Source organism: Streptomyces sp. NPDC085927 (genome assembly GCF_044540975.1).
Classification (GTDB): domain Bacteria; phylum Actinomycetota; class Actinomycetes; order Streptomycetales; family Streptomycetaceae; genus Streptomyces; species Streptomyces hirsutus.
Genome location: NZ_JBITSN010000009.1, coordinates 91,531 through 109,626, shown reverse-complemented (window position 1 = coordinate 109,626; position 18,096 = coordinate 91,531). Strand labels below are relative to the sequence as shown.

At 71.7% G+C, this 18,096-nt stretch carries 16 protein-coding genes; 8 read left to right on the top strand and 8 right to left on the bottom strand.

Annotation, left to right across the window (positions count from 1 at the left end):
• Window positions 1-20: 20 nt before the first annotated feature.
• Both ACIF80_RS23435 and ACIF80_RS23430 read left to right on the top strand, forming a co-directional pair.
• Window positions 21-1,184, top strand: a complete 1,164-nt coding sequence (locus ACIF80_RS23435) for an oxygenase MpaB family protein (protein WP_399807793.1) — start codon at window positions 21-23, stop codon at window positions 1,182-1,184.
• Window positions 1,185-1,536: 352 nt separating this feature from the next.
• The gene (locus ACIF80_RS23430; protein ID WP_399807791.1) at window positions 1,537-2,202 is read left to right on the top strand and encodes a maleylpyruvate isomerase family mycothiol-dependent enzyme; all 666 of its coding nucleotides are present in this window, start codon (window positions 1,537-1,539) and stop codon (window positions 2,200-2,202) included.
• Window positions 2,203-2,239: 37 nt separating this feature from the next.
• Here ACIF80_RS23430 and ACIF80_RS23425 read toward each other — a convergent pair whose 3' ends face one another.
• The 5 genes from ACIF80_RS23425 to ACIF80_RS23405 all read right to left on the bottom strand — a co-directional run bounded on the left by ACIF80_RS23425 (window position 2,240) and on the right by ACIF80_RS23405 (window position 6,582).
• Window positions 2,240-3,163: a LysR family transcriptional regulator gene (locus tag ACIF80_RS23425; RefSeq protein ID WP_399807788.1), complete on the bottom strand. Its 924-nt coding sequence runs from the start codon at window positions 3,161-3,163 to the stop codon at window positions 2,240-2,242.
• Between the two features lie 27 nt (window positions 3,164-3,190).
• Window positions 3,191-4,330, bottom strand: a complete 1,140-nt coding sequence (locus ACIF80_RS23420; RefSeq protein WP_399807785.1) for an NAD(P)/FAD-dependent oxidoreductase — start codon at window positions 4,328-4,330, stop codon at window positions 3,191-3,193.
• Window positions 4,327-4,515, bottom strand: a complete 189-nt coding sequence (locus ACIF80_RS23415) for a ferredoxin (protein WP_399807783.1) — start codon at window positions 4,513-4,515, stop codon at window positions 4,327-4,329. The genes ACIF80_RS23420 and ACIF80_RS23415 overlap by 4 nt, the downstream gene beginning before the upstream one ends.
• Window positions 4,512-5,684 carry a cytochrome P450 gene (locus ACIF80_RS23410; protein ID WP_399807781.1) on the bottom strand — a complete coding sequence of 391 codons (1,173 nt, stop codon included), beginning with the start codon at window positions 5,682-5,684 and terminating at the stop codon, window positions 4,512-4,514. Before ACIF80_RS23410 ends, ACIF80_RS23415 begins: the two co-directional genes overlap by 4 nt.
• 376 nt (window positions 5,685-6,060) lie before the next feature.
• Window positions 6,061-6,582 carry a cupin domain-containing protein gene (locus ACIF80_RS23405; RefSeq protein WP_399807779.1) on the bottom strand — a complete coding sequence of 174 codons (522 nt, stop codon included), beginning with the start codon at window positions 6,580-6,582 and terminating at the stop codon, window positions 6,061-6,063.
• A gap of 161 nt (window positions 6,583-6,743) precedes the next feature.
• Here ACIF80_RS23405 and ACIF80_RS23400 point away from each other — a divergent pair, with 161 nt between their 5' ends.
• Complete coding sequence (locus ACIF80_RS23400) at window positions 6,744-7,460, top strand: TetR/AcrR family transcriptional regulator (RefSeq protein WP_399807777.1); 717 nt, start codon at window positions 6,744-6,746, stop codon at window positions 7,458-7,460.
• A gap of 222 nt (window positions 7,461-7,682) precedes the next feature.
• On the opposite strand, the gene ACIF80_RS23395 is transcribed toward ACIF80_RS23400, so the two are convergent.
• From ACIF80_RS23395 to ACIF80_RS23385, 3 genes are all read right to left on the bottom strand, one after another.
• Window positions 7,683-9,080 carry a globin domain-containing protein gene (locus ACIF80_RS23395; protein WP_399807774.1) on the bottom strand — a complete coding sequence of 466 codons (1,398 nt, stop codon included), beginning with the start codon at window positions 9,078-9,080 and terminating at the stop codon, window positions 7,683-7,685.
• A 439-nt stretch (window positions 9,081-9,519) separates the two neighbouring features.
• The gene (locus ACIF80_RS23390; RefSeq protein ID WP_399807771.1) at window positions 9,520-10,869 is read right to left on the bottom strand and encodes an LAETG motif-containing sortase-dependent surface protein; all 1,350 of its coding nucleotides are present in this window, start codon (window positions 10,867-10,869) and stop codon (window positions 9,520-9,522) included.
• Window positions 10,870-10,950: 81 nt separating this feature from the next.
• The gene (locus ACIF80_RS23385; RefSeq protein WP_399807768.1) at window positions 10,951-12,615 is read right to left on the bottom strand and encodes a sigma-70 family RNA polymerase sigma factor; all 1,665 of its coding nucleotides are present in this window, start codon (window positions 12,613-12,615) and stop codon (window positions 10,951-10,953) included.
• 556 nt (window positions 12,616-13,171) lie between these two features.
• Here ACIF80_RS23385 and ACIF80_RS23380 point away from each other — a divergent pair.
• The 5 genes from ACIF80_RS23380 to ACIF80_RS23360 all read left to right on the top strand — a co-directional run bounded on the left by ACIF80_RS23380 (window position 13,172) and on the right by ACIF80_RS23360 (window position 17,969).
• The gene (locus tag ACIF80_RS23380; RefSeq protein WP_399807765.1) at window positions 13,172-13,837 is read left to right on the top strand and encodes an urease subunit gamma; all 666 of its coding nucleotides are present in this window, start codon (window positions 13,172-13,174) and stop codon (window positions 13,835-13,837) included.
• A complete protein-coding gene (locus tag ACIF80_RS23375; RefSeq protein ID WP_399807762.1) occupies window positions 13,818-15,650 on the top strand; it encodes an urease subunit alpha in 1,833 nt (610 codons plus the stop codon). The genes ACIF80_RS23380 and ACIF80_RS23375 overlap by 20 nt, the downstream gene beginning before the upstream one ends.
• A gap of 82 nt (window positions 15,651-15,732) precedes the next feature.
• Window positions 15,733-16,407: an urease accessory protein UreF gene (locus ACIF80_RS23370; protein ID WP_399807759.1), complete on the top strand. Its 675-nt coding sequence runs from the start codon at window positions 15,733-15,735 to the stop codon at window positions 16,405-16,407.
• Between the two features lie 27 nt (window positions 16,408-16,434).
• Complete coding sequence (gene ureG, locus ACIF80_RS23365; RefSeq protein ID WP_399807756.1) at window positions 16,435-17,130, top strand: urease accessory protein UreG; 696 nt, start codon at window positions 16,435-16,437, stop codon at window positions 17,128-17,130.
• Complete coding sequence (locus tag ACIF80_RS23360; RefSeq protein WP_399807753.1) at window positions 17,127-17,969, top strand: urease accessory protein UreD; 843 nt, start codon at window positions 17,127-17,129, stop codon at window positions 17,967-17,969. The genes ureG and ACIF80_RS23360 overlap by 4 nt, the downstream gene beginning before the upstream one ends.
• Window positions 17,970-18,096: the final 127 nt, after the last annotated feature.

Genomic DNA, 18,096 nt, shown 5'->3' with positions numbered 1-18,096 from the left:
GATGGACAAGGACCGCTGACATGGCCTACACCGAAGCCTCGATGAACGCCCTGCGCCACTCCGGCGACGAACTCGCCGACGCCGTCGTGGCCACCCTGTTCGAACGCGGGGAGGTGGGCACGTTCAACACCTTGATGCGCCACGTCTCCACCGCCGGCTCCCCCCTGCCCGACGGGCTGCCCTACGTCGCCCGCGAGTACCTGCAGACCACCGGCATGCCGCCGTCCTGGGTGGACTGGGGCGAGATGGAGAAGGCGCGGCTGTTCTTCGTCGACAACAACGTCCACATCTCCACCGCGCTGTCCTTCGCCTCGATGCCCGCCTGCTACGTCGTCCCGCACGTCGCGCGGCTGCTGTCCGCCACCCACGGGCTGGACTACCCGTCCAAGAGGATGGCGGAGACGGGCCAGTTCACCGTCTACCTGATGCAACCCGACGCCTTCGAGGCCGGCAGCCGCTTCCTCCCCGCCGCACAGAAGGTGCGCCTCCTGCACGCCTCGATCCGTCACCACCTCAAGCGAGAGGGCCGCTGGGACACCGGGACACTCGGAACGCCGATCTGTCAGGAGGACCTGATCGGCGGCCAGATGTTCTTCTCGCTCCTCGTCCTCGACAGCCTGCACCGCCTGAACATCCACATGTCCACCGAGGGCGCCGAAGCGTACTTCTACGCCTGGCGCGTGGTCGGAGCGATCCTCGGCGTCGACCAGGACGCCGTACCCAAGAACCTGGAGGAGGGCCGGCAATTCCTCGACCTGTACATGATCCGCCACATGGGCCCCTCCGAAGAGGGTGCCCACCTGACCCGGCAGCTGATCGACCTGTACGAGGAGGTCGTCCCCGGCACCTTCTTCGACCCCATCGTCTCCGCCCTCATCCGCCACCTCATCGGCGACACCTGTGCCGACTGGCTCCAAGTGCCCCGCACCGCCTGGGACAACGTCGCCAAGGCGGTCCCCTCCCTGCTCGGTGTCCTGGAGGGAATCGAGGACCGCTCGTCCCTGGGCGCCTGGGTCCTGGACCGCCTCGGCCACCTCACCACCGTGCTCGAGCTGTCCTCCCTCACCCGCGGCCGCGTCATGCACTACGCCATCCCCGAACAGCTGAAGAAGGACTACGGGGTCAGTGACAGCGTGCACCGCTCCCACCGCTGGACTCCTCCCGCGCCCACGGTCACGACCTGAGGGGCGCCGCAAGTGCTGAATCCGCACGGCGCGGTGGGAGCAGTTGTTCCCGCACCTGGCCCATCGCACGTCCTGCGACTGATCCCAGGTCAGAGGTGGACCATCGGGCGCGGCTTTGCTGCCCCGGCCTTGCGCGGGTGGGGGCACGCAGCGCCGCTGGTGAGTTCGGCGTGCCAACTGCGGTAGTGGCCGGTGCGCGTGCGTTCCGGGTTCGGGCGCCGGAGAAAAGATCGCTCACTGGCGATGACTTTGCTCCGGAGCGAGAGTCTCCTTCGGGAACGCCCTTGCCGGACGTCCACTGTTCGGGCCGGGGACACCACAGATCACGATCCTTGGCAGGAGTCCAGCCCATATGACCGATCCGGCAGTGACAGCAGACCGCCATCGCGAGACCGGGGTCTGGCCCTTGATCCGCACCGAGCGAGCGGCGCTGGCGGCCGATCTCGCAGATCTGACGGACGAGCAGTGGGCGACGCCGTCGCTCTGCGCCGGTTTGACGGTGCGTGAGGTGCTGGCTCACCTGACCGCGGGCGCGAGCCTCAACACCGTGAGCTGGCTGGCGGGTGTGATCCGCTGCCGGTTCGACTTCGACAAGCAGGTGGCCGTGCGGCTGGCCGAGCAGCTCGGCGCGACCCCGGGCGAGACCCTTGAACGTTTCCGGCGCATCGTCCCGAGCACGACCAAGCCTCCCTTGCCCGCCATCGCCGTGCTGGGCGAGACGATCGTGCACGGAGAGGACATCCGGCGCCCGTTGGGCATCCGCCGCGACTATCCGATCGGGGTCGTCACGGAGACGGCCGAGTACTACCAGGGCTCAGACCTCGTGGTCGTTGCCAAGGGACGCATCGGTGGCCTGAGACTCGTAGCGGATGACGGCCCGTTCACGACCGGTTCCGGGCCTCTCGTGTCCGGTCGCACCTTGACCCTGGTGATGGCCATGACTGGGCGCGCGACGTACTGCGACGATCTCGAAGGCGACGGTGTGGAACTCCTCCGCAGTCGCTGCGGGACAGCGTGAGTCGCGGGTGACGGGCCCACGCCCGTCGGTGTCCGCGTCAGAGCTGTGCCGCGGCGTCGAACAGCAGCGTCCGGAGCCACTCCATGAAGTACTGGTCGGACAGGCGGGGGTTCCAGACCATGTCGATCCCGAGGCCGGGCAGCGGGAACGGGAACTCCTCGATCCGCAGGTCGGTGAGGGTCCGCATGGTGGCGGCCACCTGGTAGCGGAAGAGGGCGACGCCGCCCGCGCGGGCGACCAGGAAGGGGACGAGCAGGAAGTCGGAGCTCAACTGGCCGACGCGGTACGGGATGCCCTTGTCCTCGAGCACGGAGTACGGGAAGACCCGCCGGTCGGTGTCGACGACGATGTGGGGCTGGGTGGTCAGGAGGTCGAGTGCGCTCGCTTCCGGTGGCGTGTCCGGTGAGGCCACCACCACACAGCGGTCGTTGTACAGCCGCTCGCGCGGGTACGGGGAGAAGTGCCCCTCGGAGATCAGCACGACGTCGACGCCCATGTCGGTGAAGGTGGCCTCGGTGGGGACCGTGATCGTCCGCAGGCGCAGCGTGGTGTGAGGGGCGCGTTCGGCCATGAGCCGTGTCAGTCGGGGGCCGATGACGAACGCGGTGCTGTTCGTCAGGGCGACCGTGATGACGCGCCGGTCCGTGGCGGGGTCGAAGGAGGGGAAGTTCACGATGCGTGCCGCCTGTTGCAGCGCACTGCGCAGCGGTGGGATCAGCTCCAGGGCGCGCGGGGTCAGCGTCACGCCCGTCCCTTGCCGGACGACGAGTTCGTCCCCCAGCAGGCGCCGCATTCTCGTGAGGGCGTGGCTCATCGCCGGCTGCGACAGACCGACCCGCTGCGCCGCCCTGGTCACCGAACGCTCTTCGAGGAGCGCGAGAAGGGGCACCAGCAGGTTGAGGTTGACCGATGCCAGCCGGTCCAGCCCCGAACCCGTGGTGCCCTCTTCTTCGTCGCCCATGAAACCGACCTTACGCGGCCGCCCGAGTCATACGTCCTGAGTCATACGGCGCAGCCGGGGAATGGGGATCCGGTAGTTGAGCGCCGCGGCCACACTGGTGCCGTGCTCCTGCGACCAGCGCATCAGCGCCGGCCCGCCGCCGGGCTCCCCGTCGACGTACTCGGGTTCTCCTTCCAGCGGCAGATGGCCCACCGCCTTGAGGCTCAGTCCGAACTGCTCGGTCCAGAAGTACGGCTGGAGCCGGAGCGGGGGCGCTTCCTCGCCCCTGACCAGAGCCCTCGCGGCGACCTTCGCCTGTTCGATCGCGCTGCTCCAGAAGGGGACGCGGCGCAGACCGTTCGGGGTGTGGACGGCCGCGAGGTCGCCGACGGCCGCCACGTCGGGGCGGACGAGCCCACGCGAGTCGACCGCGATGGCGCCCTTCGCCGCGAGGCCCGTGTCCGCGAGCCACTCCGTGTTGGGCACGTCGCCGACGGCGGACAGGAGGATCTCCGCCTCGAGGACCGGGCCCTCGTCCAGGACGACCCGGGCGCTCTCCCCATGCCGTTCCAGCCGTGCCGCCGCGGTCTCGACGATGGTGAGCCCCAGGTCCAGCGCGGCCCGGACGAAGACACCGGCGAGGTGCGGGCCGAGCTGGAGGGCCAGTGGGGCCCCTTGGGAGACGAGGGTGACCCGGCAGCCGGCGGCCAGGCATCCCGAGGCGATCTCCATGCCGAGCGGGCCTCCGCCGACCACGACGACCGACGGCCGGCCCGCCAGCCGCTTCCGCAGGGCGAGGGCGTCGTCGAGCCCGCGCAGGGTGAGCTCCTCGGGGAGGCCGGACAGCCGTCGCGCCCGGGAGCCGGTGGCGAGGACGACGCGGTCGTACGGCAGAGCCGTACCGTCGTCGAGCGTGACCAGCCGGCGGTCGAGGTCGAGTCCGGTGGCGCGGACGCCCAGGAGCTCGGTCGCCCCGTGGCCGGCCGGCGGGAGCTCGTGCGACGACAGGTCGTCGCCGTCGAGCAGGAGCGCCTTCGACAGGGCCGGGCGGCTGTACGCCGGATGCGGTTCGTCGCCGACGACGGTCAGCTCGCCGTCGAAGCCGGTCTCGCGGAGCGTGTCGGCCGCGGTGAGCCCGGCGATCCCGTTGCCGACGACGACGACGCGGTCCGGGGTGCCGCCGCTCATACGACCCTCAGCGCCGCGACCGGGCACACGCGGGCGGCGGCGTTCGCCAGGGCGGCGTCGGCCTCGCCGACCTCTTCGCGGTCGAGGACGAGCTCGCCGTCGTCGTCGAGGTGCATGAGCTGCGGGGCGGCCTCCTCGCACAGGCCGTGGCCCTCGCAGCGGGGGCGGTCGAGAACGATCCTCATGCGGGGATCACCTCCAGGACGGGGAGCTCTTCGATGCTCCGTGTGGTGTTGCTGGGAACGCGGACCTCGGGTCCGACGACGAGGCGCTTGACGCGCCGGGAGAGGGCCTCGATCACGGCGTGGGCCTCCAGGCGGGCGAGCCCCTGGCCCGCGCAGCCGTGCGGGCCGTAGCCGAACGAGAGGTGGTCGACCGGATTGCGCTCGACGAGGAAGGCGTCCGGGTTCTCGTAGTGCCGGGGGTCGCGGTTGCCGGCGCCGAGCAGGATCGCGATCTGCGCCCCTGCGGGGACGACGGTTCCGTCGAGGTCGACGTCCTTGGTGGCGCGTCGGCCCCAGGCGTGGATGGGCGCCCAGAAGCGCAGCACCTCGTTGAACGCCGCCGGCACTCGCGAGGGGTCCTCGCGGATCAGGTCGAGCTGGTCGGGGTGCGAGCCGAAGAGGGCGACCACGTTGCCGATCGCCGCCATGGTGGTGTCGACGCCGGCACCGAGGTACTGGTGGATGATGTGGCCGGCCGTGTCCGGCGGGATGGTGCCCCGCGCCTCGGCGTCGAAGATGCCGCGGCCCACGGACCCTTCGGCCAGGTCGGCGGCCCGGACCTGGGAGCACCACGCGTAGAGCTCACCGGCGATGGGGAAGTTCTCGGCCGTGCGCTGGTTCATCGGACCGAGGACCTGCATGGCCGCCTGCCCCCAGCGCAGCATGTTGTCGCGCACGTGCCCCTTGAAGCCGATCAGGTCCGCGACGACCTCCAGCGGGAACGCCCGGGCGAGGGCGTCGATCGCCTCGAAGGAGCCCTTCTCGACGAGCTCCGCGACGAGAGCGTCCGCCTTCGCCTCGATCTGCCCCTTCAGACCGCGCAGCGCGCGCGGCGAGAGGTTCTCGGTGAGCGTGGCGCGCAGCTGGGTGTGCACCGGCGGGTCGGATGCGAGCGAGGTGCCGGTGAGCGCCTCGTTGGCCATCGGGTTGAAGGCGATCGAGGTCGAGGAGAACGACTCCCAGTCCGCGAGTGCGCCGCGGATGACGTCGTACCGCGTCAACGCGTAGACGTCGTTCTCAGGGAGATGGACGACGGGGCCCAGCTCCCGCAGTTCGGCGTAGACGGGGTAGGGGTCGACCAGGACGTCGTCGGCGAAAAGGTCGACGTCGGAGGCAGGGGGAGGAGTCATGCCCCTAGTGAAGTGTCCGGCCTCACATCCAGCAAATGAATGATTCGCATGGATCGACATGCATACCGTTCATGCTTCAGCGAGGTCCGCATCGGCCGCTCGCCCCGACGGTAGCTGTCGGGGCGAGCGGGACGCGCACTTCCTGAAGGGGGCGCCGGCCCCGTACCGGGCCACCCGCAAGCCGGAGACCGGCGACTCCAGTGCCTCTCGCGTCAGGGCTGGTCCGGAGAGGGGGTCGTCGGCGTCTTCCCCGGCCGGAAGCCGGCCGACGCGTCCGAGGAGTGACCCGTGCCGGCTTCGGCGCCGTCTCCACCGACCGGCGGCATGCGGGAAACACTCCCCTCGGCCGGCAGCCGGCGGGGCCTCGGGCGGGCGCTCAGTGCCAGTCGTCGTCCCCGGGCAGGAGCACCATGTTGTGTGCGCCGAGGATGTCCACCATCTCGTTGAACTTCTCGTCGGGCCAGGGTTCCGGGGCGCGGTCCGTCTCGCCGTGGGCCAGGAAGAACGACTCGGGTCCGGCGGGCGTGTAGAAGACCAGGAGCCGGGCCGGTTCCTGGCCCAGGTTCCTGAAGCCGTGACGTGTGCCCCTGGGGATGTAGACGAAGTCCTCGGGACCGGCCGTGAACCTCTCGGCCCCGTTGATGAACTCGAACTCGCCGGACAGGACGTAGAAGGCTTCGTCCTCCTTCGAGTGGACGTGCGGGACGTTGCCGTGGCCGGGTTCGACGGTTCCGTCCATGAACGCGAGGGCGCCGTCCGTCTCTTCTCCCGTGACCTTGACCGAGAACGTCTCGTGCCCCGTGAGCCGGACGACGCCCTCGTTCCTGCGGACGACGAAGCCGTTGGCGGACGTCCAGACCGGGTCGTCCTCGGCGGGGAGCGGTAAGCGGAGAACCATGTCGCGGTCCCTTCTCGCGGCGTCGCCCGAGCGGCATGCCGCAGCCTGTGTTGACCGTAAGTCATTGACTGGCAATCAATCAATGGTCCCGGCGCAGGAGGCCGCCCGGGCCTCGCATACGCTGCGGGACGACAAGTCGCCCTCGCCGGGAAGGAACTGACGTGGCCCCGCCCGAAGCAGGTAAGCCGCCGACCCGGCGGCAGCTGGCTGCCCAGGAGACACGCCAGAAGCTGTTGCGGGCGGCGTTGGAGAACTTCTCCCGCCGTCCGTACGGGGAAGTCACCGTCGGGGACATCGCCCGGACGGCGGGTGTCGCGCACGGACTGCTGTCCCACCACTTCAAGGGCAAGGAGAGCCTCTACGCCGAGGCCGTGCGAGAGATCGACCAACAGTTGCGGACCGCGACGGAGTTCGCCTCCGAAGGCCCCGTGGTCGACCGGCTGCGGCGGCATTTCACCGCGCATCTGGTTTTTCTGGCAGAACACGAGGACATCGCGCTGAATCTCATCCTGCGCCGCGCGCAGGCCACCGACGTGGCGTCGGCGGCCTTCGAGTCGACACGGGAGGAAGGCGTCCGGACCATCTGCGTGTTGCTCGGCCTCGACGCCGACGACCCCGCACTCCTCCTGGCCGTACGGGGGTTCGGCGCCGCCTGCGACGAAATGTCCCTCCTCTGGCTGAGGAACGGCCGTCCTGTGGAGATCGGCGCACTGGCCGAAGCCTGGATCACCTTGCTGGCGGGCTCCATCCGGGCCGCGTACGGTTTCGCCCCGCGCCCCGCGCTGCGCGAGGCACTCCACACCCTCGGGTGGGAAGGCGTCCGGTCAACGGCGGATCCGATGGCCGAGGAGACGCCGGAGGGCCGGGACTGCCGGTGAGCCCGGGTCGGTCCGGCCCTCAGGGGTCCTCAGGGGGTCCTGCCGCATACGGAGACCGACGGGCAGCCGGCCGCGAGGATCGCCCCCGGAACCCGAGGCGAGGGCCCGCGACCGACCGGCGGGAGTGGTTGTCGCGGCAGCTCGCCGAGCGGGCGCCGAAGTCTGCCTCGGAGTGCGGGAGCACTGACCACGTCGGCCAAGAAAAGCGCGATCCTGCCGGGCTCAGCTCGCGGCGCGTGGTCGTGGGGGTGTGTGCCGGTCCGCGTCCCGGCGGCCGGTTCGGGCGGGGACCTGCTGCCCCGGGGGCATGAAGTCCCCGGCAGGCCCGTGTCCTTGCGTGAACCGTGGCAGGACGGGCGGGCCGACCGGCAGCGGGTCGTGGACGATGCGGCCGGCGGAATGCCCGGCGTGGACGAGCCCGTCCGTCACCGTACGGACCATGTCCGGCGGCCCGGCGACCAGGGTGCGGCCCTCCGGGAGGGGGGTGCTCCGGGTCACCGCGAGGACCAGCCGGTCGTACATGCCCTCGCCCGGCGCCCTGCCCGCCATCGGGACCACGGTCAGCCATGAGTGGCGTTGTTCGAGGCCGGTCAGGTACTCGGTGTCGTGGAGGTCGGACAGCGAGTCGGCGCCCAGGAAGAGCCGCACCCGGCGCACACGGTGTGCGGGTGCCCGCCGCACATGACTGTCCAGCTCCTGCAGCAGCGCCTTCATCGCGGCCCAGCCGGTGTCCCAGGCGACCAACTGCAGGGTCTCCAGGGGCTCCGCGCCGAGCGTGAGGTTGCCCTTCGGCGGCCCGAGCCGTACCTCGTCCCCGGGTGCGGTGTGGCGTACCAGCATCTCGCTGACCCCGCCGGGGCCGGTGCACCGGACGTGCAGCTCGATCTCCCCGTCCGGGCCGGGCCCGTCGGCCAGGTAGTACGGGCGCCAGGTGTGCGGCAGCCGGGCGGACTCCAGCGCGGTGTGCTGGCCGGCCCGGTACCGGAAGGGCTCGTGCGGCAGGAGACGGAGGACCGCCAGGTCCGGCCCGTGCATCCGATGGCCCGTCACCGTGGCACGCCAGCACGGCGGTTCGCGCAGCGCGGACTCCGCGCCCCGGACCATGGCGGTGACGCCGAGCTGCAGCATCCGCGTCCACGCCTGTTCGAGCTCCGGGCTCCAGTACTCGCCCGCGCGGACCCGCAGCGCTTCACACAGCGCGTCCTTGAACGCCGCGTACTGCGCCGGGCGCACGCCGAGTTTGCGATGGTCGCGGCCGAGCTGGGTGAAGGTCTCGGTGATCTCCTCGGGGCGGTCCAGATGCTCGATCAGATACCAGAACGCCCGCGCCAGATGCTCCTGCTGGAACGCCATCGTGGCGGGGAAGAGCGACCGCAGTGAGGGATGCCGTGCGAACAGCGCCCGGTACAGGTCGGTGATCAGCTCGTCGAGCGGAGCCACCAGGTCCAGGTCGCGCATGATGATCTGCCGGCCGGCGGCCGCGTCGTACGTCTCCTCGGCCGGGGACCGGCCGCTGTGGCCGGTGCGCGGGTCGTTCCCGGGGGAGAGCAACTGCTGACGCAGCCGCATCGCATCGTGCCGGGCGAGAAGCGTGTGGTACGTCCTGTCCTCCGTACTCATGGTCGGCGGGCCCTCTCCGTCTCGCGCCCGACGACGGCGACCCGCACGGAGCCGGGTCCGCACCCGGCCCGGGCGGCGACCGGAGCGGGAGCCCACCGGCCCGGTCGGTCCGGGGCCTTCGCCGGAAGCAGGCGGAAGAGTCGGGGCATGGCTGGGCTCCTTGAGGAACGGATCGGGGGAACGGGGGCGGTTCGACGGTGGACAGACACCGAAACTGCGGGTCCTGACGGGGAGAAACCGCAGGTCAGTATGGCATCGGAGGTATGTGCCCCAAGGGCCCTGGGGGGCAGGGCCCTTGGGGCCCTGGACAACGGGGAGCGCGTGTGCGACGCCCGGCCTGTACGCCTGAAAGCGGAACGCCCCGCCCCCACCCACGGAACCGGGTCCGGGAGCGGGGCGGGGCGCTCGGCGGTGCGGGGAGCGGGCCCCGCTGGACGGGTCAGGCGCGCTTGCGGCGGCGCATCAGGACGACGGTTGCCGCGCCGGCCGCCACCAGGGCGGCACCGCCGGCGGCGAGCGGCAGGGTGCTGGAGTCGCCACCGGTGGCGGCGAGGTTCTCACCCGAGTCCGAGTCCGAGTCCGAGCCCGCGCCGGTGTCGGTGCCCGAACCGCCGGCCGGCTTCTGGCCGCCGATCTGGGGCTCGGCGCCCGCGCCCGCGTCGGTCTCCGTACCGGTGTGCTCCGGGTCGGGGGCCGCGGTCTCCTCGGGGGCGTCCACCACGGCGGAGAGGTCCTCGCCGTTGAGGGCGACCTTGACCTCGGCCCGGCCGTTGCCGGAGGAGAGGACGGCCACCGAGATCTTGTTCGCCTTGTCCGTCACGGACGTGATGGCGTCCGCGTCGGCCGGGGCGTCGTTGCCGGACGTCTTGTTCGCCTCGGTCACGTCGATCAGCGAGGAGGAGCCGTAGTTGCCCTTGGGCACCCGGTAGGCGTGCACGCCTTCGATGTCCTGGTCGAAGGAGCCTGCCGCGTGGCGGTACTCGACGACGAGCCGGTCCTCGCCCATCGGGATGTCCAGGGCGCGCGTTCCGCTGCCCTCGCCGTGCAGCGACCGCAGCGTGTGCGTCCCCGACTCGGCGACCTCGACCGCCTCGTCGTCGGAGAGCCACCCGGCCCGGATCATCTCGGGCGCGGAGATGCCGGCCGCCGGACCGCCGCCGCCCATCAGCGACTTGGCGCTGGTGCCGTTCGCCTCGCAGTCGACCAGGTCTCCGTCGGCGCACATCGAGCGCCCCTGGTGGCCGAGGCCCAGGTTGTGGCCGAACTCGTGCCCGAGCACGGGCAGTCCGTTGGCGGTGCCGACCAGGTTGAGCCAGGTGTAGGGGCCGGGAACGGAGCCGAGACCGGCCCAGGCGCAGCCGGCCTTCTGCGCCGGGAAGGTGATGGACAGGCTCTCGTAGTCCTCGCCCATCACCAGGCCCTGCTTGGTCAGCTCCTCCCGGGTCAGCTTGTTGATCTGGTTGTAGTCGCAGCCGGCGGCGTTCATCGGCAGCTTGACCGGCCCGACGACCCCTTCCTCGACGGCGGGCACCACGGTGTACCGGCCGCGCGACAGCTCGGAGAAGAACGAGGCGAGCGAGTCCTTCCGCGTGCCGAAGTAGGTGTCCGGCGTGCCCGCCTTCACCTGGTCCGGGTGCTGGAAGGCGCTGTCGCCGAACTCCACCAGGACGGGGAGGGTCTTCCTCTTGACCGGGGCGTCGTCCGCCTGCGCCGTGGCGGGGAGGACGCCGACGGTCAGCGCGGCGATGCCGGTGGCCAGGGCGATGCGGCCAAGGGCAGATGTCTTCATGAGGTCCTTTTTTCCTTCGGAAGTGCTTCCGAAGGGGGAGAGGCGGCCTCCCGCCCGCCATCCCGCGACTTTGCCGTTCTTTTACTCTGGAAGCAGTCGGGGTTCGAAGAGGAACCTCATGGAGGCCGACCCGTAGTAGTACCTCGTGGTACCGATCCCGGGCCCGTGCTCCTGGTCCTTGTCCGCCCGGGCCCATTCGACGAGTCCCAGGTACCGGGTGCCGCTGCTGTCCCGCAGGGCCAGCTCGCCCCTCGCGGGGTCCGCCCACAGGTTCCACAGCTGGTTCGCCCGCTCCGCGTCGCACGGTTGCTGGGTCACCGGCGCGTGGTCCTGTGTACTGCCCGACCGGGTCAGGCACAGTCCGGTCGCCTCGTTGCGTACCTGCGTGCGAGCCCGGTCTCCGGAGTACGGCTCCAGCAGCACCCACCGCTGTGCCGCGCCGCCGTCGCAGGCAGCCTCCTCGGGCTGGATTCCGGCCCGCGCGACACCTTCCGGGATCTCCATGCAACGACTGTTCGACACGAAGCGCAGTGTGCCCGGCCCGCCCAGGGCGGGGAGTTGGGGGTTCGGGGTCACCGCGGACGTGGACGGGGACGCGGATGCGGAGGGGGACGTGGACGGGGAGGCGGACGGCGACGGGCTCGTGGTCGCCGAGGACGTCCGTGAGGGCCGCGGAGTCTGCGGGGCGGCGGAGAACACCTCGCCGCTCACCGCGGACGTGGGCCGGTCCCGCGCCTCCCCGCCCCCGGGCCACAACGCCCATCCGCCGAACAGCACCGCTGTGGCGCCGACGGCGAGCACGGTGGTCTTCGCCCCTGCCACCCCGCCGCCCGCGGCGGGGCCGGCCGCCCCCGTCGCCGCTGCGGCACGGGACTCCAGGTAGGCAGGACCGCCGAACAGCAGGACCGCCCCGGGGAGCACCGTACGCAGCCTCTGATTGAGGTCGGTCAGCTCCCGGGCCGCTCTGCGGCACCGCCCGCACCGTTCCAGGTGCCGTTCCAGGTGGACGTCCCGACGCGGACGGGACCGCCGTACCGCCGCCGCGAGCCGGCCGCTGCACCTGCGGCACTCCTCGTCGGCCGCGCCCTGCTCCGCATGTGCGGCGAGGTACGCCTCCCGCAGCCCTTCGCGAGCACGTGCCGTGAGCGAGGCCACGCCACTGGCGGTGAGGCCCAGCAGGTTTCCCACCTCCGCCGCGGGTTCCTCCTCCACCACGCAGTGCCAGAGCACCGCCCGCCACCGCTCGGGCAGGGACCGGAAGGCGGCCGCGATCATGTCGCCGTCCACCGCGCGCACCACGCGGTCCTCGCCGTCCTCCTCATGGACCATCGCGTCCGGGCCCCCGTGCCGTGCGGCGGCGTCCAGCCATTCGCCGAACCCGGGGGAGAGGTCGACCCGTCGGGCCCGGTCCGCCCATTCCGCCGCGGTGTGACGTACGACGGCCAGCAGATAGGGGCGCCACGCGTCGGCGGGCCCCTTGCCGTCGCGCACCGCCTGCACCGTGCGGGTGAACGCCTCGGAGGCGAGGTCCTCCGCCGTGTGCGGGTCGCGGCAGCAGGTGCGGGCGTACGCCAGGACGGCGGGGGCGTGGCGGCGGTAGAGCTCCTCGGTCGCTCCCGCGTCACCACTGTCGCGTATCGCGGCCGTCAGCAGCGCGTCGGGCCGTTCGTCCCCGGCGCCACCCGTTCTGTGCCGCCCCTTGGCGGCACCTTGATGCCTCCGGCCGGCGATACCGCGGTCGGTCATGGTCCTGCACTCCGAATTCGTACGACAGTCGGTGCGCAGTCTCGCAGACCGTCGACATCGGTGGTGGCGGGGACGGTGACGGCGGCGGCGGTGAGCCGGGTGCGGAACCGGCCCGCATCGGCGCCCCCGTACGGCAGGCGGGTCCGGCCGGCCACTCCGCCGGAGGCCCAGGCCCTGCCCGCCGCAAGAACCAAGTCGCCGGCCCCGCCTTCCGCGTCGGGCTCCTCGCTGCCGCTGCCGCTGCCGCTGCCGCTGCCGCTACCCGTACCCGCCCCGTGGGCGCACCCAGGATTTCCTCCGAGCGGGTCAGCGGGTCTCTCGGCGACGGACCGGAAGAGGAGGCCGGAAGGGGCGGCCGGCGTGCCCGCGGCTGCGCCCCGTGTGCCACCCGTGCCCCCGGTTCATTCGATCAGGGCCTTTGGGGGCGATTCCTCCGCATCGGAGTCCTTTGCTCTTCGATGATCGGCCTGCGGCGGACGCAGGAGAGGCGTCGCACCGTGCTGCTCCGAGGAGCCGCGCGGCCCGGGAGAAGCGACGAACAGGAGAGGGGGACGACATGCACCTGACTCCGCATGAGCAGGAGCGCCTGCTGGTCCACGTGGCGGCGGATGTCGCCCGACGACGCCGTGAGCGAGGACTGCTGCTGAACTACCCCGAGGTCATGGCGCTGTTGACGGCGCACGTCTACGAGGAGGCGCGAGCCGGGGCGACGGTCGACTCCGTGATGGAGTCCGGGCGTCATGTGCTGCGGCGCGGTGACGTCATGGACGGCGTACCGGAGATGATCACCAACGTCCAGGTCGAGGCGACGTTCCCGGACGGAACGAAGCTGGTGACTATTCACGAGCCGTTCGACGCGCCCTCCACCGAGGTCGACGTCCACCCGGGCAAAACGGAACCGCTGCCGGACGAGGACGAGTACAGGGTGGCCTTCAACGAGGGCTCCACGCCCGTGCCCCTGTGCGTGTCCAATCCTTCGGACCGTCCGATCCAGGTGGGCTCCCACTTCCACTTCGCCGAGGCGAACGAAGGACTCGACTTCCCCCGCGAGGCCGCCCACGGCATGCGGCTGCACATCGCGTCCGGCACGTCCGAGCGGTTCGAACCCGGTGACGAGCGGACCGTGTCGCTGGTGCCCATCGCCGGTGACCGGATCGTCGGCGGACTCCAGGCCGGCAAGAGCGAAGAGGAGAAGCACCTCGATGCCCGACGAGACCGATAACCCTTCGGCCCCACTGCTGCGGTCCCGCTACGCCGACCTCTACGGCCCCACGGCCGGCGACCGGGTCCGGCTCGCCGACACCCATCTCGTCCTCAGGATCGAGGAGGACTGGTGCGGTGGCCCGGGACGCAGCGGTGACGAGATGGTCTTCGGCGGCGGCAAGGTGATCCGCGAGTCCATGGGCCAGTCGCACATCCCCCGCGACGATCCGCGCAAGCCGGTGGACACGGTGATCACCGGCGCTCTGATCCTGGACCACTGGGGTGTGGTGAAGGCCGACATCGGACTGCGCGACGGCCGGATCCAGGCGATCGGCAAGGCGTACAACCCCGAGACCATGTCGCCGCGCCCCAACGGCGACCCGCGCGCGTCCGACTTCGTCGTGGGGCCCGAGACGGAGGTGATCTCCGGAAAGGGGCGCATCCTGACCGCCGGTGGCGTCGACACGCACGTGCACTTCCTGTGCCCCGGCCAGATCCACGAGGCGCTCGCCTCGGGCGTGACGACACTGATCGGGGGCGGCACCGGTCCCGCCGAGGGCAGTACGGCCACGACCGTCACGCCCGGCAAGTGGCACATCCAGCGGATGTTCGAGGCGCTCGACGCCTACCCGGTGAACATCGGCCTGCTCGCCAAGGGCAGCACGGTCTCCGAGAAGGCGCTGCTCGACCAGGTCGCCGCCGGCGCCCTCGGCTTCAAGATCCACGAGGACTGGGGCGCGACCCCCGCGGTGATCGACGCGGCTTTGACGGTGTGCGAGGAGACCGGGGTCCAGGTCGCCCTGCACGCCGACTCCCTGAACGAGTCCGGCTTCGTGCAGAACACCTTCGCCGCCACCAAGAAGGACCGCCGCACCAAGGACGCCAAGTACCGCAGCCTGCACATCTTCCACATCGAAGGCGCCGGCGGCGGCCACGCGCCCGACATGATCAGCCTCGTGAGCAAGCCGAACGTGCTGCCCGCGTCGACGAACCCCACCCGGCCCCTGACGATCAACACCGTCAAGGAACACGTCGACATGATGATCGTGTGCCACCACCTCAACCCCGAGGTGGACGCCGACATGAAGTTCGCCGACTCGCGGATCCGGCCCTCCACGATGGCCGCCGAGGACCTGCTGCACGACATGGGCGCCATCTCGATGATGTCCTCCGACGCCCAGGCCATGGGCCGCATCGGAGAAATGATCATGCGGACCTGGCAGACCGCGCACGTCATGAAGTCCCGCTACGGCCACCTGCGGGAGGACGACGCCGGCGCGGACAACTTCAGGGCCCGGCGCTACGTCGCCAAATACACCATCAACCCGGCCCTCACCCACGGCATCGGCCACGAGGTCGGTTCCGTCGAGCCGGGCAAACTCGCCGACCTGGTCCTCTGGGAACCCAAGTTCTTCGGCGTGAAACCCCACATGGTCATCAAGGGCGGCCAGATCGCCTATGCGCAGATCGGCGACGCCAACGCCTCCATCCCCACCCCGCAGCCCTATCTGCCGCGCCCGGTCTGGGGCTCCCGGGGCCGGTCCCCGGCGGCGAACTCCTTCAACTTCGTCGCGGAGGCGGCCCTCGACGGCGAACTCTCCCGGACCGGACTGCTCAAGCCCCTGCGCGCGATCCGTTCCACCCGGGAGGTCACCAAGGCCGACATGGTGCACAACAACGGCCTGCCGGACATCGTCGTCGACCCCGACACCTTCGAGGTCACCATCGGCGGCGCCACCACCTCCGACGTCCGCACCACGGTGGACGGACACGAGGTCGGGCGGAACTACGCGACGGAACTGCCCATGGCCCAGCGCTACTTCCTGTTCTGACCGTTCCGAATCCCCCCGATCCGGGCCGGCCGCACCGACGTGGGCCGGCCCCGCGCCCCGCGAAAGGAGGGCCCGCCACCCCATGAGCCGCACCACCCTGCTCATCCTGGCCGACGGCCGCTTCCCCGCCGGCGGGCACGCCCACTCCGGCGGGATGGAGGCCGCCGTCGCCTCCGGAGGCGTGCACGACACCGCGAGCCTGGAGACGTTCTGCCGCGGGCGGCTGCACACCGCCGGACTGACCGCGGCCGGCCTGGCCGCCGCGGCCGCCACCGGATACGACGCCCTGGCCCTGGACGACGCCGCCGACACCCGCACTCCCGCACCGGCGCTGCGTCGCGTCGCACGCCGCCTGGGCCGGCAGATGATGCGCGCGGCCCGCGCCACCTGGCCCTGCGCCGGCCTCGACCACCTCGCCCGCCATCGGCCGCAGGGGGCCCACCAGCCGGTCGTCCTCGGCGTCACGGCCCGCGCCGCCGGACTCACCGCGCTCGACGCCGCCCACGCCGCCGTGTACGAGAGCGTCGGCGGCCCGGCGACCGCGGCGGTACGCCTGCTGAGCCTCGACCCCTTCGAGGCCACCGCGGTGCTGGCACGGCTCGCCGGCGACCTCGACGCCGTCGCCGGCGCCGCGTCCGACGCGGCGGGGCGCGTCGCCGCCGAGGGCGTCACCGCCCTGCCCGCCGCGTCCGCTCCCCTGCTGGACATCACCGGCGAGCAGCACGCCGCCTGGACCGTTCGCCTCTTCGCTTCCTGACCATCCCCGGACCGACCTGGAGCCCCCGTGCATCTGGACCACCCCGTGACCATGCCGCACCGCCACACCTACAGCGCCGAGCCCCGGCGCCCGGACGGCAGCCGCCGCGCCCTGCGGATCGGCTTCGGCGGACCGGTCGGCTCGGGCAAGACCGCGACCGTCGCCGCACTGTGCCGCACGCTGCGGGACCGGCTGTCGATCGCTGTGGTCACCAACGACATCTACACCCAGGAGGACGCGGCGTTCCTGCGCCGCGAGGCGGTGCTGCCACCGGAACGGATCACCGCCGTGGAGACGGGGGCCTGCCCGCACACCGCGATCCGCGACGACATCTCCGCCAACCTCGAAGCGGTCGAGCAGCTCGAGCAGACCCTGGAACCGCTCGACCTGATCCTCATCGAGTCCGGAGGGGACAACCTCACCGCGACCTTCTCCCGCGGACTCGTCGATCACCAGGTCTTCGTCATCGACGTGGCCGGCGGCGACGACATCCCGCGCAAGGGAGGCCCGGGCATCACCACCGCCGATCTCCTCGTGGTCAACAAGACCGACCTGGCTCCGTACGTCGGGGCCGACCTGGACGCCATGGCGGCCGACTCCCGCAGGCAGCGCAAGGACCTGCCGTTCACCTTCACCAGCCTGAGGACGGCCGACGGGGTCCGTCCGGTCGCCGACTGGGTCACCGGGTGCCTCGCCGCCTGGCATACCGGAGCCACCCGGTGAGGGACGCCGCACTGCTGCCGGCCGCCCGCCCCGTCGTCCCTCACACCGTCGACCCCGCCCCTGCCCACCCCGCAGGCGTCCGCGCCACCGCCCGCCTGCGAGCCACCCACAACGGCCGCGCCACGACGGTCCCGCTCCTGCACAGCGACGGACCCTTCCACCTGCGCCGGCTCCGGCCCCGTGGAGAGCGGGCACGGGTCTGTGTGCTGGGCGCGATGAGCGCGCCCCTCGGCGGAGACAGACTCGCGCTCGACATCACCGCCGAGGCGCGCACCCGGCTGGAGGTGACCACAGCCGCCGCCACCATCGCGCTGCGCGGTCCCACCGCCGACCCCGCCACCTACGACGTACGGCTCACCGTCGGAGAGGACGCCTCCCTGCGCTGGCTGCCCCAGCCGCTGATCAGCACCCGGGGCAGCACCGTGCACCAGACGTACCGGGTGGAACTCGCCGGCAGCTCCCGGCTGCTCCTGCGCGAAGAACAGCTCCTCGGACGCACCGCCGAGCCGCCGGGCCACCTGTCCACGCGGCTGACCGTGCGGCGCGACGGCCGGCCGATCCTCGACCAGCACGCCGTCTACGGTGCCCCGGCGCCGGCCTGGGACGGGCCCGCCGTGCTGGGCGGCCACCGCGCGACCGGCCAGCTCCTCCTCGTCGACCCCGGGCTGGACGTGCCCCCGGCGGCCGTCCTCCTCGGCGACCCGGTGGAGGGACACTGCGTTCTGGTACCGCTCGCCGACGGCCCGGCACTGCTCGCCACCGCTGTCGCACCGACCCCCGCTCAGCTGCGCCGCCTGCTCGACGCGGCTCTCGCCCGGGTGTCCGGCGCGGAGGCGTAGCCCGGGGTGCGGCTCGGCACACCCCTGTACGGACCTGCACGAAAGCCGGCACATCCACGGCCCCGGACGGCGCTGTGGATGTGTCGGCTTTCGTGCCGAGGGGTACCCGCAGCCAGTCGATGTCGTC

Coding starts and splice junctions, on each gene's coding strand:
- ACIF80_RS23435 (WP_399807793.1), top strand. CDS start 21: ATGGCCTACACCGAAGCCTCGATGAACGCCCTGCGCCACTCCGGCGAC.
- ACIF80_RS23430 (WP_399807791.1), top strand. CDS start 1,537: ATGACCGATCCGGCAGTGACAGCAGACCGCCATCGCGAGACCGGGGTC.
- ACIF80_RS23425 (WP_399807788.1), bottom strand. CDS start 3,163: ATGGGCGACGAAGAAGAGGGCACCACGGGTTCGGGGCTGGACCGGCTG.
- ACIF80_RS23420 (WP_399807785.1), bottom strand. CDS start 4,330: ATGAGCGGCGGCACCCCGGACCGCGTCGTCGTCGTCGGCAACGGGATC.
- ACIF80_RS23415 (WP_399807783.1), bottom strand. CDS start 4,515: ATGAGGATCGTTCTCGACCGCCCCCGCTGCGAGGGCCACGGCCTGTGC.
- ACIF80_RS23410 (WP_399807781.1), bottom strand. CDS start 5,684: ATGACTCCTCCCCCTGCCTCCGACGTCGACCTTTTCGCCGACGACGTC.
- ACIF80_RS23405 (WP_399807779.1), bottom strand. CDS start 6,582: ATGGTTCTCCGCTTACCGCTCCCCGCCGAGGACGACCCGGTCTGGACG.
- ACIF80_RS23395 (WP_399807774.1), bottom strand. CDS start 9,080: ATGAGTACGGAGGACAGGACGTACCACACGCTTCTCGCCCGGCACGAT.
- ACIF80_RS23390 (WP_399807771.1), bottom strand. CDS start 10,869: ATGAAGACATCTGCCCTTGGCCGCATCGCCCTGGCCACCGGCATCGCC.
- ACIF80_RS23385 (WP_399807768.1), bottom strand. CDS start 12,615: ATGACCGACCGCGGTATCGCCGGCCGGAGGCATCAAGGTGCCGCCAAG.
- ACIF80_RS23380 (WP_399807765.1), top strand. CDS start 13,172: ATGCACCTGACTCCGCATGAGCAGGAGCGCCTGCTGGTCCACGTGGCG.
- ACIF80_RS23375 (WP_399807762.1), top strand. CDS start 13,818: ATGCCCGACGAGACCGATAACCCTTCGGCCCCACTGCTGCGGTCCCGC.
- ACIF80_RS23370 (WP_399807759.1), top strand. CDS start 15,733: ATGAGCCGCACCACCCTGCTCATCCTGGCCGACGGCCGCTTCCCCGCC.